This window comes from Paenibacillus sp. V4I3, assembly GCF_030817215.1.
In the GTDB taxonomy this organism is placed as follows: Bacteria; Bacillota; Bacilli; order Paenibacillales; family NBRC-103111; genus Paenibacillus_E.
This window is the reverse complement of the sequence record NZ_JAUSZA010000001.1, coordinates 1925154-1941757: the sequence shown is the minus strand read 5'-3', so window position 1 is coordinate 1941757 and position 16604 is coordinate 1925154. Positions and strand designations below refer to the sequence as shown.

Genomic DNA, 16604 nt, shown 5'->3' with positions numbered 1-16604 from the left:
TCCGTACATACTAGGCTTCCGCAGCATCGCGCGATTACCTGCTCCTTCTATTGTACATGATGTGTATGAATTGTTCACCTTTTGATTCTGTGGGTTAGGCGTACATCAAACATGCAAATAGAATCTTTGGCCAATGCCTCGATTCGAAGTAAGCTCGGAAAACAGCGGATAAATCCCCCACAACTCTATTTCCGCCAAATACGGTGAAAAATGAATACAAACAAAAAGGAAGAAACCCAAACCAAGGGTTTCTTCCTTTTCCGCATCTTTATGGTAAATTCGACGATCCCATCAAGTAACGATCAACTTCACGAGCCGCTGCGCGACCTTCGTTGATCGCCCAAACTACGAGGCTTTGCCCACGACGCATGTCACCGGCAGCAAAAACACCATCCACGCTCGTCGCAAACTTACCGTAGTCCGCTTTTGCGTTTGAGCGCTCGTCTTTGACGACGCCGAGTTGATCCAGCACCGTGTTCTCCGGTCCTGTGAAGCCCATCGCGATCAGTACCAGCTGAGCTGGATATACTTTCTCGCTGCCCGGAACTTCCACTGGAACGAATTGGCCCTTCTCGTTCTTCTGCCACTCGATGAGCACTGTGTGCAGCTCCTTCAAGTTGCCATTCTCATCCCCCACGAATTTCTTCGTGTTGATTAAGTATTGGCGCGGATCTTCGCCTTGCACCGCAGCCGCTTCTTGTTGACCGTAGTCCACTTTGTGGACTTTTGGCCATTCCGGCCAAGGATTGTTCGCAGGACGAGTGTCCGGCGACTTCGGCATAATCTCAAATTGCGTAACACTCTTCGCTTTGTGACGCAAAGATGTGCCCACGCAGTCCGTACCCGTGTCGCCGCCGCCGATGACGATAACATCCTTACCTTCGGCGGAAATGAACTCACCGTCAGCGTGCTCGGAATCCAGCAAGCTCTTCGTGTTCTTGCTCAGGAATTCCATGGCCAAGTGGACGCCGCTTAGCTCACGACCCTCGATCGGAAGATCGCGGCCTTTCGTTGCACCACCGCAAAGAACGATGGCATCGAACTCCTCTTGAAGCTTCTCAATCGGATAGTTCACACCGACATGAGCGCCGGTAATGAACGTGATGCCCTCGGCTTCAAGCAGGTCCACACGACGCTGAACGTACTTCTTGTCGAGCTTCATATTCGGAATACCGTACATGAGCAGTCCGCCCACGCGGTCTGCACGCTCGAACACGGTTACCCAGTGTCCGGCTTTGTTCAGCTGCGCTGCTGCAGCGAGTCCGGATGGACCCGAACCTACGACAGCTACCTTTTTACCTGTGCGTACTTCCGGAGGCTCAGGTGTAATCCAGCCTTCATCGAAGCCTTTATCAATAATGGCTTTCTCGATGCTTTTGATCGTAACCGGTGTATCCTTCAGACCTACCGTACACGAACCTTCACATGGCGCCGGGCAAACGCGTCCCGTGAACTCAGGGAAGTTGTTTGTCTTATGCAGACGATCCAGAGCTTCTCTCCATTGACCGCGGTACACCAAATCATTCCATTCCGGAATGAGGTTATTAACCGGGCAACCAGCAGCCATGCCGCTGATCAGCGCCCCTGTGTGACAGAATGGAATCCCACAGTCCATACATCTAGACCCTTGCGTCTGCAATTTATCTTCAGTCAGCGGCGTCGCAAATTCCTTCCAATGTCCAATTCGGACTAGAGGAGCAGCTTCAGTTGCCACTTCACGACTATGTTCTATAAAACCAGTTGGTTTACCCATTTACGTTTAATCCCTCCTGAGAGTTTTCGCGAGAAAACTTACTTCGTAAGCATGTGCTGAGTTTTTCGCCAGAAAAACTGGCATCGGAAGCATCACATGTTTTGCATAAGCAAAACTTACTTCATAGCATCTGATCTGATTCGTTAATTTCCACCGACACGTGAAACGTCCCTCATATTCGCCTCGAAAGCAACCATGACGGCTTCTTGTTGGCTTAATCCAGAGCGTTTCACCTTCTCGATAGCATCAAACATCCGTTTGTAGTCCTTCGGTATAACCTTCACGAACTTCCAAACGTACTCATCCCAGTGCTGAATAACTTGGTGGGCAACGCTGCTATCCGTAAATGTGGCATGATGCTGAATCATCGTTTTCAGTTCGTTCATTTCATACGTTTCTTCCAGCTGCTCTAGGTAAACCATTTCTTTGTTCACCTTACTTGAAAAGTCACCCTTCTCATCCAACACATAGGCGATACCGCCCGACATACCAGCTGCGAAGTTGCGTCCCGTAGAACCCAGAACAACAACACGTCCGCCCGTCATATATTCACAACCATGGTCGCCTACACCTTCGACAACCGCTCGCACGCCGCTGTTTCTTACGCAGAAACGCTCGCCTGCAATACCCCGGATGTAAGCATCCCCGTCGGTTGCGCCATAGAATGCGGTATTTCCAATAATCACGTTGTCTTCGGGAACAAAGTTTGACTTGCTGGAAGGGAAGATCGCCAACTTACCACCAGATAATCCTTTACCAACGTAGTCATTGGCATCGCCTTCCAACGAAAGTGTGATCCCTTTTGGTACGAAAGCACCGAAGCTTTGTCCAGCAGACCCATTAAAATGGAGGCGGATTGTATCGTGAGGTAAGCCGTCCACGCCATGACGACGTGTAACTTCACTACCTACAATCGTTCCGACAACACGATTGACGTTCTTAATTGGCAGGATGGCATGCACATGCTCCTTGCGCTCAATAGCAGGCTCACAAATAGAGAGCAGCTTCGTTACGTCCAAAGAGCGATCCAAACCATGATCCTGCTCCATTTGGCAGAAACGGCCTACATGCTCGCCCATCTCTGGTTGGTGCAAAAGCGGCGATAAGTCGACGCCCTTAGCTTTCCAATGCTCGACAGCTTGCTTAGACTCAAGCACATCTGTGCGTCCGACCATCTCTTCGATGGTGCGGAAGCCAAGCTCAGCCATCATCTCACGCACATCCTGTGCGATGAAGGTCATGAAATTGACCACATGCTGCGGGTCCCCGGCAAATTTCTTGCGAAGCTCCGGATTTTGCGTAGCAACGCCAACCGGACAGGTATCCAGATGGCACACGCGCATCATCACGCAGCCAATTGTAATGAGCGGAGTTGTAGCGAAGCCGAACTCCTCAGCCCCAAGTAGGGCAGCTACGACAACGTCGCGCCCTGTCATCAGCTTGCCGTCTGTCTCGACGACGATACGGCTGCGCAGGTTGTTGAGCACGAGCGTCTGATGCGTCTCCGCCAGACCGAGCTCCCACGGCAGTCCCGCATGACGAATACTCGTCTGCGGCGACGCGCCTGTTCCTCCGTCGTAGCCGGAGATCAGGACAACGTCCGCTTTCCCTTTGGCTACGCCGGCAGCGATGGTGCCAACACCGACTTCGGATACCAGCTTTACGCTGATCCGTGCCCGCGGGTTGGCATTCTTGAGATCGTGGATCAGCTCAGCCAGATCCTCGATCGAATAAATATCGTGATGCGGCGGCGGTGAGATTAAGCCTACGCCTGGCGTAACGCCGCGAACCTCAGCAACCCAAGGGTACACCTTGGTTCCCGGGAGCTGACCGCCCTCGCCGGGCTTCGCGCCCTGCGCCATCTTGATCTGAATCTCGTCAGCATTGACGAGATAGTGGCTTGTGACGCCGAAGCGGCCGGACGCCACCTGCTTGATTGCGCTGCGGCGAAGGTCGCCGTTCGCATCCGGCGTGAAGCGCTCCGGATGCTCGCCGCCCTCGCCGGTGTTGCTCTTGCCGCCGATGCGGTTCATCGCAATCGCAATCGTTTCATGCGCTTCTTTACTGATGGAGCCATAGGACATGGCTCCCGTCTTGAAGCGCTTAAAGATCGACTCGATCGGCTCCACTTCTTCGATCGGGATCGGTTGTCGGCCTTCCTTGAAGCTCAGAAGCCCTCGCAGAGCCATATATTTCTCATCCTCACGTTTGATGAGCTTCGAGAAATTCTTGTACATCGCAAAGTTGTTCGTACGAACGGCTGATTGTAAGGCATGCACCGTTTCTGGGGTATAGAGATGATCTTCTCCATCTCTGCGCCATTGCAAGTCACCGCCGGTATCGAGCACTTTATCACGTCCTTCTTGCTCGGAGAAAGCGCGGTTGTGGCGGATCAAAGCTTCCTTAGCCACAATATCGATACCAATACCGCCAACAGGTGTGTAGGTCCATGTGAAATACGAATCGATGAGCTCTTGGCTAAGTCCAATCGCTTCGAAAATTTGCGCCCCACGATAACTCTGGATCGTGGAAATACCCATTTTCGCCAGGACTTTAACAACGCCCTTCGTCACCGCTTTAATGTAGTTATATGTCGCTTTCTCAATATCAACGCCAACTAGCTGCTTGCGCCCTATCATGTCGTCTAACGTTTCCAACGCGAGATACGGGTTAATAGCCCCTGCGCCATAACCAAGCAGCAAAGCAAAATGGTGCACTTCACGCGGTTCGCCCGACTCTACAAGCAAGCTGACTTTGGTCCGTGTGCCTTGGCGAATCAAATGGTGATGCAGACCCGAAGTCGCAAGCAGCGCTGGAATCGGTGCCTTACGGCTATCCACACCGCGGTCTGAAAGAATGATTAGCGAAGCGCCTTCCACAATGGCTTGATCAGCCGCAGTATAAAGAGCTTGCATCGCACTTTCCAGACCCTCTGTGCCTTCGGCCGCCTCGAATAGTGTAGGCAAGGTAACTGTTTTGAAGCCATCGCGCTTAATATGACGCAGCTTCGCCAGCTCTTCATTGGTGAGGAATGGCGATTGCAAACGTATTTGTCGACAGCTCTCCGGTTCAGGGTTAATCAGATTACGCTCAGGACCAATTGTAGTGCCTTGAGCTGTAATAATTTCTTCGAAGTTCGCATCGATCGGCGGGTTGGTAACCTGCGCAAACAATTGCTTAAAATAGTTATATAACAGCTGCGGTCGATCGGAAAGCACGGCAAGCGGTGCATCCGTACCCATTGAACCAATGGGGTCTACACCCGTTTTGGCCATTGGCTCCAGTGTCTTACGCAGTTGTTCGAATGTATAGCCGAATGCATGCTGACGCTGCAGTACCGTGTCATAGTCGGAACCGAGCACGATTGGCGCATCTTCCAAGTCTTCAAGGGAAACAAGGTGCTCGTTCAGCCAATCGCGGTAAGGCTCTTCGCCAGCGATGCGGCTTTTGATTTCCTCATCAGTCACGATGCGGCCTTCTACTGTATCAACAAGCAGCATACGTCCCGGTCTGAGACGATCTTTGTACAAAATGCGCTCCGGTTCAATATCCAAAACACCTACTTCAGAAGCCAGAACAATGAAATCATCAGTAGTTACATAGTAACGCGATGGACGCAAGCCATTGCGGTCAAGAATTGCTCCAATTTGACTGCCATCTGTGAAAGCAATGGCTGCTGGACCATCCCACGGCTCCATCAGTGTACTGTGGTACTCGTAGAAAGCCTTTTTCTCATCATCCATCGTTTCGTGTTTGGACCAAGGTTCTGGCACCATCATCATCGCTGCATGCGGCAGCGAACGTCCGGAAAGCATGAGGAATTCTAATGTATTATCAAACATTTGTGAATCGGAACCATCAGTATCAATAACAGGAAGAATGCGTTTGAAATCTTCGCCGAATAATTCGGTTTCGCACATAGCCTGACGGGCATGCATCCAGTTCACATTGCCACGCAGGGTATTAATTTCACCATTATGAATCAAATAGCGGTACGGATGTGCACGTTCCCAGCTCGGGAACGTGTTCGTACTAAAGCGAGAGTGAACGAGTGCGAGTGCGGAGTCTACTTTCTCATCTTGCAATTCAATGTAATAAGCATCCACTTGCGCAGGCGTTAACATTCCTTTATATACAATCGTTCTGCTAGACAAGCTAGAATAGTAAAATTGCGATTCACGATGAGATAATTTGATAGCGTTTTCAGATAGCTTACGAATGATATATAGCTTACGCTCAAAATCCAAGTTGCTCGTAACGTCTTCACTTTGACCGATAAAGACTTGGCGTACAAACGGCTCTGCTGACTTGGCGGAATCTCCCAAAGAACTGTTGTCCGTTGGAACGGTTCTCCATCCGAGGAACTGCTGCCCTTCTTGTTTGACAATTCGCTCAATTATACTCTCACATGCTTGGCGCGCCTCCAAATCCTGAGGTAAATAAACCATACCGACCCCATAGCTGCCAGCAGCAGGGAGCTTAATATTCTCCTCTTCACAAGCGGACTGAAGATACGTATCCGGGATTTGCATCAATAAGCCTGCCCCGTCACCCGTATTCGGTTCACTGCCTTGACCACCGCGATGATCTAAATTACAAAGGACACGAAGCGCCTGTTTGACGATTTCATGTGATTTGACACCTTTGATATTGGCAACAAAGCCAATACCGCACGCATCATGCTCAAACCCCGGATCGTACAATCCCTGTTTGGGAGGTAATCCAATTTTAGTCATGTTGTGCAACCTTTCTTCCCTCGTTTTTGGTTGTACTCTTCGTCCTTATTGGACGACGGAGTCGTTTACCCTTGGACGCACGCGTTAAAGCGCTAAAAAGTGATGACACGCGAATGCCTATTCCATCAAAACCGCAAATTAATTAGATGAAATATTCTCAATATTTTTTATATTATATTAACACTTGATATCTTATAGTTCAATTTAAAAATAATTAATATGAAAAGGGTTTCATTATAATAGATTCCAGCGTGAAAATAGCAATGCCTGCACACTCCCTTAACGTGTAATACGTCAATGAAAGCGGACGAATCTGAACCGGCTCGATCGTCGATGTCATTCCCAGGCTTCCCGCCATCAGAGATGCCCGATAAGCATGGAAGCCATGCGTTACAATCACCGCTGTCCGATATCCTTTTTCCATCATAATCGCCTGACTGTTCTGTAAATTCTCCATCGTGCTTCGTGACTTCTCCTCTAAAAGGATGGCCCGCTCCGGTACTCCTTTCTCCAATAAATACCGTTTCATCGTTTCAGCTTCGGAGGGTTCACTGCCGCCTATCCCCCCACTGGCAATAATCTTCGGAGCTAATCCGCTGCTGTAAGCCTCCACCGCAATATCTAATCGTTCACGCAAAGCCGGACTCGGCTTGCCATCCCATACCGCAGCACCTAGAATAATGATACAATCACTGGGAGTTCCATGGGAATGTTTCCAAGTATAGTTAACTTTCCAACTCATTAAAGAAAAGTAAATCAGGATGATTAGGAACAATGCGACGAGTATCCAAAGCCAAGTTTTGAGTTTCTTTTTCATAGCCCCATGATAGCAAACTTTCTATGTTTCATGCTATGATAGCTTATACCGCTGCAATGAACATACATCCAGATTCCACAGCCTAGGAGGAACTCTGTTTTGAGTATACAGCATACTTTTTCAACCGGAACGATCTGGGAGCCTCTCTATCAATGGCAAATGAAGGCCCATCCGATTGAAGTTGAGCTTTTCCGGTCGCAGCCGCTGCGCCGTCTGAAGTTTCTACATCACTTCGGGGCATCTGCGCTTTTTTCACCGATGACACATTCCCGTTTTGAACATACCGTAGGCGTCTGGTCATTGATGGCTCACTTTTGCCCAGATGAACCTCATTTGCGTATTGCTGCGCTTCTACATGATATTGGACACTTGCCTTTCTCCCATGCGGTTGAGAGAACACTTGGGTACGATCATCATCAGCAGACTGAGCAATTGATTAGGCATGGCGTCGTTGCTGATATTCTTATCAAGCACGGCATTTCGCCACCGTCGATTGTGGATATTTTGAATCAAGACAGCCCTCTTACGAATAAAACAACGCTGCTCGGGCTCGATCATCTGGATAGCTTTCTGAGAGATACTTATTATGCCGGACAACAAGTACGGCCACCCTCTGAGATTGTCAAAGGGCTTCGCTTACGCGGTCATTATGTGGAAGCTGACGAAGATACGGCTGCTGCGCTCGTTCATGCGGTTGTCGAAGATCATCGACTCTTTCTGAACCCACAGTTTCTCGCGATGGATGCTCTGCTGGCCAAGGCCGCTGCTCATCACTGCGAGTCAAACCCTGGTATGAAAGAACGTATTCCTTCCCTTATGGATCACGAATTGATCCAGGAGCTTTTGCAGAGCAATAATGCGACTTCCCGGGAAATCATTCATGTGCTGATGTACGAGCCCCAACGGATTCAAATCACAGGGGAGCCTGTTCCAGGCAGTATAGAAGTCAAAATTCGAAAGCTTTACAAGAAACAGCCACTTATCGGCGATAAGCTCGCCTCAGAAGCAAGCTTTCAATCCGCCGTCAAACTGGCAGAGCTCGATAGCATGACAGCCACTTACTTTTTTACCATTTAAATACTTACATTTATTTCATCCGCAGAGGGGAATGGCCCAGCTTGGCAAAATTGTATTTCCGTTACGGAACAATGAACAGTGGTAAATCAATTGAAGTTTTACGAGTCGCTCATAATTATGAAGAACAAGGAAAGAAAGTACTGCTTCTCACGTCCGTCGTAGATGATCGTTTCGGGGTTGGCAAAGTCGTTTCCAGAATCGGCATGCAAAAGGTCGCTACCGTCGTCGACAAGAACTTGGATATGATTGCACTCGCGAGTAGAGAACGCCCAAACTGCATTTTGGTTGACGAAGCGCAGTTTTTGAATAAAGAGCAGGTTGCTCAATTAATTGAAATTGTGGACGAATTGGATATTCCCGTTATTGCTTATGGGCTCAGGGCTGATTTCATGGGGAAATTATTCGAAGGAAGCGATGCCTTATTAGCTGTAGCTGACACGATTGAGGAGATCAAAACCGTCTGCTGGTATTGCGACAAAAAAGCGATTATGAATATGCGCTGCAAAGACGGGGTGCCGATCTTCCACGGCGAACAGATTCAAATTGGCGGTAATGAAAGCTATGTACCTGTGTGTCGTAAATGTTATGCATCTAAACGGAAGTCTTCACAAATTTAAAGGCTATACCTATCTATAGGTCACAAAGATATGGTTTTATTAAGAAAGGTGAGTTCCTTGCGAAAAAAACGGATTTTGCTCTTATCCGAGGGCTTCGGGAAAGGTCATACGCAAGCGGCTCACGCGCTTTCAGTGGAGCTAAGACAAAGTTCATCTGAAATTATCACACGCGTGATCGAACTTGGCGCTTTTTTGCATCCTACCTTAGCACCTTGGATCTTTTCGGCATACCGCCGCACGGTTACATCACAACCTAAACTCTATGGTATGCTTTACCGTAATCAATATGAAAAGTCGCCTAACCGCGTTGCAGCGCTTTTTCTGCATCGTATTTTCTACTCCCAAACGAAAGCAATCATCAAGCAGCTAAAACCAGATATCATCGTTTGCACACATCCTTTTCCGAGCATCATTGTCTCTCGTCTGAAAAGAGCTGGACTTGCTGTTCCACTCTTCACCGTCATCACCGATTATGACATTCATGGCACGTGGATTGATCCAGCAGTGGACAAATATTTGGTTTCAACACCATTGGTGAGAGAACGCTTGATAGCCCGCGGCGTGCCGGAAACGCATGTTGAAGTCACGGGGATTCCTGTACATCCTAATTTCCGGTTGGAACATAGCAAAGAGCAGATTCGCCAAGAATTTGGTCTAAAAGCAATGCCCACAGTTATGGTCATGGGCGGTGGTTGGGGTGTATTTAAAAAGGAAGAAAAGGAAGAACTGCTGACGTACTTGGCAAGCTGGAGCAAGGATATCCAGCTTCTAATCTGCTTGGGGACGAATGAAAAAGCGCGTCAACAACTACTCGAGGAAGACGTGTTCCGGCAGCCTAACGTACATCTAATCGGTTACACTAGTGAGATTAACAAGCTGATGGACATCTCCGATCTGCTCATTACAAAGCCTGGCGGGATGACCTGTACAGAAGCGATGGCCAAAGGCATTCCGATGCTGTTCTACAGCCCAATTCCAGGTCAAGAAGAGAAGAACTGCGACTATTTTCAGGAACAGGGTTATGGTCAGAAAATTATTTCGCTAGAGATGATAGATCACTGGTTCAAATTGCTGCTTGAACAGTATCCCGAACTTGTTAAACGTAGAACGGACATCCGCAACCATCAAAAATATACGGCGCAAGACTGCTCCGCAGCTATCATGCAATATTTAAAGTTATCGGAGAAGCGCCCCTATATGCAGGCATCAACAACAACAACGCTCATACAATGGTATTAACCATGTATAGGGCGGTGTTTTATTTATGGATCCCCTTCACCGATTCGGTAAGCAGTTCATCTTCACTTATTTGCTTATCTGGTTCGTCGGCAGCCTCTGGATGATGGCTGTGCTGGGGAGCGGCTCTGTTCAGGGGAAACTTCTCGGTATTGACGTAAATCTGTATCAAGAGTATGCGTGTTTTGGATTTGCAGGAGCTCTAGGCGGGGCGCTGTATGGACTACGCATGTTTCATGAGCATTACCATGACCTCACCACACAATGGGTGTACTGGTACCTGATGCGTCCGATACTATGCTTCGGATCAGCGATTATCACAATCGTCTTATTCGAGAGCGGCATTCTGCTGCTGCAAGTCGGGGACTCGATGGCCGCTCGTATCAGCGTGGCGTTTCTCACTGGATATGGGTACGGGAAATTCATGGAGAAGATTCGTGCATTGACGAATACCTTTTTTAATGGAAACGGGAATGGGAGTGGGGGCAATAACGGAAGTAATGGTGGTGATCAACCGAAGGCCTAATAAGATGGTGCAAAAAGACATGTTGCTGCAAACATGTCTTTTTTTTTGCTCAAAATAACCATAAGAGCTGAATCGAGCCAAATTTATATTGAATTGGTTTGGGTTAATTGGAGATTATAAATTTGCACCCACTTGTATAAAGGAGAACACGATGAGAATATTCTTTATTTTGTGTATTTGTCTATTTTTGATGCAGCCTACTGCTAATGCAACCCCTAAGAAAGATCGAGCTTATTATGAGACACGCGGAGAAATCGTTTGGGAAATAACCACCGATGAAAAAGTCATTGCATTAACGTTCGACGATGGTCCTCACCCTGAGTACACAGCTCAGATTCTGGAACTTCTAAAACAGTACGAGGCTAAGGCCACTTTTTTCGTTGTCGGTAATAAAGTAAAACTTTATCCTGAAGTTCTAAATCAAACTATACGCGAGGGCCATGAGATAGCTAATCATACATATAGCCACGCCTATCTAAGCAAAAAAAACAACATCAAAAAAGAAATTAATCAAACAGAGGAACTTATTTATGACACAACAGGAAGACGGTGCCTATTGTTTCGCCCACCTGGAGGGTTTTATAACGAGAGTCTTGTAGCTACTGTCCGAGCAGAAGGTTATAAGATGATTATGTGGAGTTGGCAATTGGATACAAAGGATTGGAGTACACCAGGGGTCAACAAAATTGTAAATCGTGTATTAAAGAATGCGAAAAACGGAAATATTGTGTTATTTCATGACTATATTGAAGGTCCTACACAGACCATAGCAGCCTTGAAGATTATTTTGCCGGAATTAAAAAGTAGGGGATATCAGCTAGTTACCGTTTCACAACTTCTAAACTATAACAAGGCTCTCCCTGCAAAAATTCATTAGACATAGAAATGCCTAAATCTAAAAAGAGATCTGAAATGGAGTGCTTTTCGATGGCAAATTTTAAGCTAAGTTATTGTTTGATACTTTGTGCGCTGCCTGTTTTGTTCGGATTCACAACATCTGCTGGCGACTCCGTCATGACCGAGATTATGAATGAAGCTCCAAAAATGCGAATCTCACCTATATCCGCCAGAATAGATCGTGTTGAGGGTGCTATCCCTGGTTACAATGGTCTGGAAGTCGATATACAAAAGACATACGAAATGAACAAGAACAACCTTGGCGGCAGATCTATTCATTATGTTTATAAGGAAATACCAGCGGAGATTCATCTTAACCAGCTGGGACCAGCCCCCATTTATCGCGGCAACCCTCAAAAACCTATGGTTTCTTTCATGATCAATGTTGCATGGGGAAATGAATATATCCCTGTTATTCTCGATACTCTGGACAAGCATCATGTGAAAACAACTTTCTTTCTTGACGGATCTTGGCTTAAAAAGAATGTGACCACGGCCAAACAAATCCTGAACCACGGTCATGAATTATCCAATCATGCTTATTCTCATAAAAACATGAGCCAATTAAGCAACAGCCAAGCTTACCAAGAGATCTCGAAAACCGAGAAACTGCTCTCTCAAGAGCTGCAAGTAAATAATCGATGGTTTGCTCCCCCGTCGGGCGATTTCGATAAAGAGACTGTAGAAGTTGCTCAAAGTATGAAGCTGAATACGGTGTTGTGGACGTTAGATACGGTTGATTGGAGAAATCCAAGCCCGCAATCCATTATTCATAAAATAAATACAAAAGCGGACAATGGTTTCTTAATCCTCATGCATCCTACTCGATCAGCAAGTTCAGCCTTGGATGGCATGATTACCGCTGTAAAGAATAAAGGATTGCACGTAGGGACTGTAAGTGATGTATTGTCTACAAATCGGGTTCCAGTTGGTGAACAGTATTTTGGGACAGAATGACGTGGAACTTCTGGGAGAGTTACAGAACGCGCTTAGCCTTAACTAAGCGCTCTCTCCAAGTGCTATTCAATTCTGATATCGTGACTCCAATGCCTGGGCGGAAGGTATGCAGCATAAGGCCGTTACCTAAGTACACCGCAACATGTCCGATACGGTCGATACCGCTTTTATTTTTTCTTTTGGGAGTGGTGAAAAACACGAGATCACCTTCACGCAGCTGATCGATGGACACTTCTGTACCTAGCTGACTCTGCTGCCTTGAATCACGCGGCAGCGACACCCCTTGACTGATAAAGATGTATCTCAAGAAGGAGGAACAGTCGAAAGAGTCAGTTTGGTCCGACTTCGCCCCGAATACGTAGGGGGTTCCAAGGAAGCCAAATCCTTTTACTACGAGATGGTCGGCTTTACGTTTCCAGCTCGGCTCCTTTTGATCCGAATGGGCAAGCCGTTCAAAATGTGCGACTACTTTAGCTATTTCGGCAGCGGATATCTTTACATTCTTCGCATTTGGGACTGGATCATCTCCATCATGGGTCTGATCTTGTGTGAGAGCGTTCTCATTCTCCTTCGCGAAAGGTACGCTGCTATCAGGAGTTGTCAGCTGCACCTCACTTCCGGTGAAAGGAGCTGACCCTTGCTCCGACATTCTCACTTCAGCCTTTGGTTTCGCTGAAGATTCCTTATCGGTAGTGGTATCCTGTCCTGATAACTGAATAGGGGCAGCTGCTACCCATCTATTGGAGTGAGCATTCGAGAATGCAGCCGATAATTCCATGTTTTCAGGATTTTTTATGGTAAAACCGATTAATACCAGAAAAGCAAAAACTAGAGCGGCTATCGCATATTTTTTGGCAAGCATGTGTGGCCTCCTCTAGATAAGCAAGTTTACCTATACAATTCTACGGCCGATGACAAGGTCAGGGGGTATAGAGGATGGAATTTCATGGGTGATTAGACAGCAAAGAAGCCTTTCCGTCAGCAGTGCTCTGCTTCCGGAAAGGCTTCTTCGTTATTTCAGTGCATCAAACGTATGCACCTTGTTCCAACTAACACCACCGCTAGCGGTGGTGTACATCACGCTTGGCTGCTCATTGTCATTCGTGATGAGCCACCCTTGATTCGCATCTGCCATAGCCAACAGCAGCTCACCATAGCCTGTGAACGACTCCTTGCCGTTTACCCATGTCTTGCCACCGTCCTTGGTCCACCCGACGGAGTTCGGCTTGTCGCAGCTCGGGCACTGCCCGCCCATATAAGCTACGTCTGGGCTCACGACGTAGAGAGGTCCGGGCTTTGCGCCCGTGTTCTTCGGCCCCGTGTTCTCACCCGAAGGGAAACCAGGGGCTGGTCCACCTCCGGCGGTGCTGTTTGCCAGAACCGTCAGCCAGCTTTTCCCGCCGTCTTTCGTGTGAAACAACGAATACGAGGTTTGGGTCATCCCCGATTCCCCAATTAGCTCAACCCACGCATCGTTTACACCCGCAGAACGGATAACAACACCGGTTAGTGAGGCTGCTGTTTTACGGGACATAACCTTATTCCATGTCTTGCCGCCATCCTGTGTTCGTTGGACTTCAATAGCATCCTTGACTTGTCTAACAGCCCATCCATTATTTTTATCATGGAAATAAGCATCCCCCTTCGTCCCCTCAGGTACTGACAAGGAAGTCCATTTCACTCCTCCATCCATGGTGTGTGCATTTCCGCTAAATGCTTCCGTCTTCGTTACAAAATGAAGGAACGCCTGATTCGGTACTTTACCAACGGATGTCCAGTGCTGGCCTCCATCCTTCGTACTTAGCAGTTTACCTTCATCCGAGGCAACTGCCCAAGCATCTTGACTATTCAGTGCAAACAGCTGCTTAATGTCGCCTGTCCCCTCGTATTGAACCTTCCATTTTACACCGCCATCCTCTGTTCGTGCGATCCAACCTTTACCGCCGATCCAGCCGGACTTGGCATCAGCCAGCCTTACCGCCGTTACCCCGTTCATCGATACCTTCGATGGTGTTTCATTACCTTTATTAGGAACAGCTGTCGAACCTGGAGCTGGCGTGTCAACAGCAGCTGTCGGTTGTGGTGTGATAGTTGCACTAGGCGTCGGTGAATTTGAAGCATTCACTGTCCCGCTTGTGGTTCCGGATGATTCACACCCTGTAAGTGCGAATACCGTTATTGCCAAAAACGTAATCGTTTTTCTCAACATGATGATAACTCCCTTCACTTCTAATCGTTCATCGATCTACCTTATAGACGTAACTTTCCTCAGAAAAGTTGAGCCCATAGACACAAAACTTTTTGGCAAATTTAGTATGTCCCATAGCGTAAAGTGCTTATGTTGGAAGCAAGAATTACCAACATTCCCATTTTAGCAAAATAATAAATTAGGCATGACTCATCCTCTTGACGAATACAATCGAATCAAGGAGGGGGACATTGTTACGGAAAGGAAGAGGATCGGTTGAAATTCATCTGGGGTAAAAAAGAACTCACCTTAATGATCATTCCGGGCGCCAACCGCCGAACCGTAAGATTCAAGCTTCCGCACAGTAGTCTATATATTGTGCCAAGCTTGATCCTGCTCGTGTTGATTGGATTTTTTGTCACGATTTACTTAATGAATATCTACTCCCATCAAACGAGAACCAGCATGCAGCAAACGTTCGATGGACAAGAACGCCAACTGGTTAATCAAATTACACTTAAAAATAGCGAACTGGAACAGCTTCAAACCAATTTGATTGACTTATCCCAGCAAGCGAATGAATTTAAGGTGAAGTTAGAAGAAATTAAGAAACTTGATCATGTCATTCAGTTAATGAGCCAGACAGAAGGAACAAACCGGACAAGCAAAAAGATTTCTATGGAGAGTACAGAAACTCTGAGTGGAGTACGCTCTGACATCGGTGGCAGCGAGGTCCCTGTTACTTCGGAAGAAGTAACTTCTTTGGTCAGCAGCACCAAACAAGGACTTTTTTCGTTAGTTGGGGATATTAACGCCCTTCTTGTGAATTTGAGCGAATCCGAAGCCAGGTTGGTAGAAGCCGAGCGTCTACGCAGCATTACGCCGACACTTTGGCCAACGACGACCCACCTTATTACATCAGGTTTCGGCATACGAAGAGATCCTTTTACGCTTAAACCGACCATGCATGCCGGGCTTGACCTCGATGGTGAGATCAATGACCCCGTATATGCCACTGCTGCAGGTAAAGTCGTAGAAGCCAGCTTTGACAACGAACATGGCAATCATATTATTATCGATCATTCCCGAGGGATACAAACGGAGTACATGCATCTGAATAAAATCCTCGTCAAACGCGGAGAATCAGTAACGAAAGGTCAAAAGATCGGCCTACTCGGCTCCACAGGACGAAGCACGGGCTCCCACCTGCATTATGAAGTTCATAAGAACGGCGTCCAGATCGACCCCTCCCCTTATCTCATTACCAATAGAAAGGATGAACCCTAATGCTTGGAAGCTCTAAATCGAAGCGAATTGATACGAAAACAACCGACACATTGATCGGGGGCAGTACCATTTGTGAGGGTAAAATCATGTCCGAAGCCAGCCTTCGAATCGAAGGCCAGATGAACGGCGACATTGAGTGCGCAGGCGACATCACCATTGGTGAGAACGCTGTTGTGCAGTCCAACATCCAGGCACGCGATGTCATCGTTGCCGGTAAAGTGAAGGGCAATATTCACACCAAAGGCAAGCTCATCGTGACCAGCTCCGGCGTGCTTGTTGGCAATATCGATGTCCGGTCCTTCATTATTCAGGAGGGCGGCATTTTTCAAGGAAGCAGTGCGATGAACCTCGCAGCTGTGAATGAAAAAGGCAGCGGAAACAGCAAAGTCATCGATGCCAAAGCACATAAACAGCAGAAGAGCGAGCAGCAGGCTGCTTCTGGCGGGAACTAAAAAACAGGGGAGCCGCGTATGCGGTTCCCCTGTTTTTTAGTAAGTTCACGAATAGATTAGT

Annotated in this window: 13 protein-coding genes; 8 read left to right on the top strand and 5 right to left on the bottom strand. The window is 47.6% G+C overall.

What is annotated here, in order from left to right:
* Positions 1-268: 268 nt before the first annotated feature.
* The 3 genes from QFZ77_RS09020 to QFZ77_RS09010 all read right to left on the bottom strand — a co-directional run bounded on the left by QFZ77_RS09020 (position 269) and on the right by QFZ77_RS09010 (position 7306).
* Complete coding sequence (locus QFZ77_RS09020) at positions 269-1753, bottom strand: glutamate synthase subunit beta (protein ID WP_307438644.1); 1485 nt, start codon at positions 1751-1753, stop codon at positions 269-271.
* 143 nt (positions 1754-1896) lie between these two features.
* Positions 1897-6489: a glutamate synthase large subunit gene (gltB, locus tag QFZ77_RS09015; RefSeq protein WP_307438642.1), complete on the bottom strand. Its 4593-nt coding sequence runs from the start codon at positions 6487-6489 to the stop codon at positions 1897-1899.
* Between the two features lie 214 nt (positions 6490-6703).
* Positions 6704-7306 carry a YdcF family protein gene (locus QFZ77_RS09010; protein WP_307438640.1) on the bottom strand — a complete coding sequence of 201 codons (603 nt, stop codon included), beginning with the start codon at positions 7304-7306 and terminating at the stop codon, positions 6704-6706.
* Positions 7307-7405: 99 nt separating this feature from the next.
* On the opposite strand from QFZ77_RS09010, the gene QFZ77_RS09005 reads away from it, so the two are divergent.
* The 6 genes from QFZ77_RS09005 to QFZ77_RS08980 all read left to right on the top strand — a co-directional run bounded on the left by QFZ77_RS09005 (position 7406) and on the right by QFZ77_RS08980 (position 12616).
* The gene (locus QFZ77_RS09005; RefSeq protein ID WP_307438637.1) at positions 7406-8383 is read left to right on the top strand and encodes an HD domain-containing protein; all 978 of its coding nucleotides are present in this window, start codon (positions 7406-7408) and stop codon (positions 8381-8383) included.
* 41 nt (positions 8384-8424) lie between these two features.
* Entirely contained in the window at positions 8425-9000 is a 576-nt protein-coding gene (locus tag QFZ77_RS09000; protein WP_307438636.1) for a thymidine kinase, read from the top strand.
* A gap of 57 nt (positions 9001-9057) precedes the next feature.
* Positions 9058-10239 (top strand): MGDG synthase family glycosyltransferase, encoded by a 1182-nt coding sequence (locus tag QFZ77_RS08995; RefSeq protein ID WP_307438635.1) that lies wholly within the window; start codon positions 9058-9060, stop codon positions 10237-10239.
* Between the two features lie 25 nt (positions 10240-10264).
* Complete coding sequence (locus QFZ77_RS08990) at positions 10265-10762, top strand: hypothetical protein (protein WP_307438633.1); 498 nt, start codon at positions 10265-10267, stop codon at positions 10760-10762.
* 151 nt (positions 10763-10913) lie between these two features.
* Complete coding sequence (locus tag QFZ77_RS08985) at positions 10914-11639, top strand: polysaccharide deacetylase family protein (protein ID WP_307438630.1); 726 nt, start codon at positions 10914-10916, stop codon at positions 11637-11639.
* Between the two features lie 50 nt (positions 11640-11689).
* Positions 11690-12616 (top strand): polysaccharide deacetylase family protein, encoded by a 927-nt coding sequence (locus QFZ77_RS08980; RefSeq protein ID WP_307438628.1) that lies wholly within the window; start codon positions 11690-11692, stop codon positions 12614-12616.
* 19 nt (positions 12617-12635) lie between these two features.
* Here the strand turns inward: QFZ77_RS08980 and QFZ77_RS08975 are convergent, their stop codons facing one another.
* Positions 12636-13478 (bottom strand): C40 family peptidase, encoded by an 843-nt coding sequence (locus tag QFZ77_RS08975; RefSeq protein ID WP_307438626.1) that lies wholly within the window; start codon positions 13476-13478, stop codon positions 12636-12638.
* Between the two features lie 150 nt (positions 13479-13628).
* The gene (locus QFZ77_RS08970) at positions 13629-14825 is read right to left on the bottom strand and encodes a WD40/YVTN/BNR-like repeat-containing protein (protein ID WP_307438623.1); all 1197 of its coding nucleotides are present in this window, start codon (positions 14823-14825) and stop codon (positions 13629-13631) included.
* A gap of 255 nt (positions 14826-15080) precedes the next feature.
* On the opposite strand from QFZ77_RS08970, the gene QFZ77_RS08965 reads away from it, so the two are divergent.
* Together QFZ77_RS08965 and QFZ77_RS08960 are read left to right on the top strand one after the other, a co-directional pair.
* Complete coding sequence (locus QFZ77_RS08965) at positions 15081-16091, top strand: M23 family metallopeptidase (protein WP_307438622.1); 1011 nt, start codon at positions 15081-15083, stop codon at positions 16089-16091.
* The gene (locus QFZ77_RS08960) at positions 16091-16543 is read left to right on the top strand and encodes a bactofilin family protein (protein WP_307438620.1); all 453 of its coding nucleotides are present in this window, start codon (positions 16091-16093) and stop codon (positions 16541-16543) included. The genes QFZ77_RS08965 and QFZ77_RS08960 overlap by 1 nt, the downstream gene beginning before the upstream one ends.
* The last annotated feature ends 61 nt before the right edge of the window (positions 16544-16604 follow it).